We start from the raw sequence: 1,662 nt of genomic DNA on the forward strand, positions 1-1,662 counted from the left end.
TCGTTTTTTTAATTAGATTGAATCGCTTCTATAAGATTTTGAATCTCTTTCATGCTAGCTTTATTTCTAATTTTTTCCAGTAACTCTTTTTCTTTGTCTGTAACTCTAACTTGATTTTTTTTTGGATTTTCTGAAAGAGGCCTTCCAGTAGAAAACCCTCCTGATTTCATGCCTTTAACTCCTGCCATTTTTTGCTCCTTTTGTTATGTAGTGTGATATTTATTTTGTTTTTTCTTTTTCAATACTACGTATAGCTAAATTTTCACGTCTCATTAACTCTTCCAACAAATCTTTTGTAGAAAAATTTTTCAATGGGTTTTCTTTAAAAGAATATTGGAACTCATAGCTTTCAAATACTACTTCAATTAGTTTTTCTAATAATTCTACATCAATCTTTTTTTCTAAAAATAATTCTGTTAATTCAATTTTGGTTATTCCAATTTGTTTTGCGATTCTTTCTTCACTTAAACCTTTCAATCGAATCTCTTTTAAAATTGCTGCAATAATATTAAATCTTTTCATTCCAATACCTCCATTTTATTTTATTTGTTCGAGGGCGAACCCTCCAACATAATTTTTAGCGTTCTATAAATCCGTTTTCGTAAAAACTATAATATTCATTTTCTGAAACTATAAAGTGATCGAGTAATTTTATATCAACTATCTCGAAGAGATCTTTCATCTCTGTAGTTATTTCAATATCTTTTTTTGAAGGAGTTAGATTTCCACTTGGGTGATTATGTACAAATATAATTCCTTTTGCATTTTTAGAAAAAGCACGTTCCATTATCAATCTTGGATAAACTACGCTTCTATCAATTGTTCCACAAAATAGTGTTTCATCTCCTACAATTATATTGTTTGTATTTAAAAATATTACTCTAAATTCTTCATGTTTTAAGTATCCCATTCTCAGATTTAAATAGCTTATTAAATCACTTTTTCCTCTAAGAATTACATTTTCTGATTTTATTCCACCTTTTAAAAACTCTGCCATCAATTCTAAAAGGGAATGTCCCGACAAGATCGCAGTAGGGGGAGGGCGGGGGAAAAAAAGGTTCAAGGGTGCAGAGAATCGACAAATGCCTTCCACACTTCACATTTATAAGTCATTTTCAAACCCTTTTCCGATTAAGGCAAAAGCTGTAACTAGCTCTTGAGCGGAGTACTAAGCGACCGACAGAGAAGCGTGCCATGAGGGAATGCCTATAACGACGTGCACTAGCCCAGCTCCGACCAGAGGGAGATAGCGAAGAGTGGAGTGGCTATCCCTACTTACACTCTTTAGGCGGAGATTGCAGTTTGAGGAACAAAAAATGTATATTACCGCCGTAACTTTTAGCTACTACTATAGGCCACTATGCCTTTCATATCTAGCGAAGGTTAACAGTAGGTGCGGCACTGTGGCCGTGCCCCCGAGGACTCAAGGACGAGGAAAGACTTCTCCCCCAAGAGGCGACTAAAAAAAAACGGTACCGCAAACCGGGGATGCCTAGCGAAAGATGTTTTTTACAAACTTACCTAAACCGGCCTAGCTAAAAAAACATCTGTAGCGACGCCGGCGGGGGAGAAGGGCCGGCCACGGAGAGAGCATGCCGTAAACAACGGACTCGCTAAGGCATGCGAACGACCTTCTTTAGCACTGGCAATAAATATCTTTTA

General features: G+C 36.2%; 3 protein-coding genes. All 3 read right to left on the minus strand.

Annotated features, from left to right (window positions below; all coding sequences use genetic code 11):
- Window positions 1-8: 8 nt before the first annotated feature.
- From ACRCZX_RS05220 to ACRCZX_RS05230, 3 genes are read right to left on the minus strand one after another with little or no spacing between them, the layout of a single operon-like run.
- Window positions 9-188, minus strand: a complete 180-nt coding sequence (locus ACRCZX_RS05220) for a hypothetical protein (RefSeq protein ID WP_438581876.1) — start codon at window positions 186-188, stop codon at window positions 9-11.
- Between the two features lie 31 nt (window positions 189-219).
- On the minus strand, window positions 220-522 hold the full coding sequence (locus ACRCZX_RS05225; RefSeq protein ID WP_438581877.1) for a hypothetical protein: 303 nt from the start codon (window positions 520-522) through the stop codon (window positions 220-222).
- Between the two features lie 55 nt (window positions 523-577).
- A complete protein-coding gene (locus ACRCZX_RS05230) occupies window positions 578-997 on the minus strand; it encodes a JAB domain-containing protein (RefSeq protein ID WP_438581878.1) in 420 nt (139 codons plus the stop codon).
- Window positions 998-1,662 lie beyond the last annotated feature (665 nt).

Origin of the sequence: Cetobacterium sp. (assembly GCF_051658645.1) — a bacterium.
GTDB lineage: Bacteria > Fusobacteriota > Fusobacteriia > Fusobacteriales > Fusobacteriaceae > Cetobacterium_A.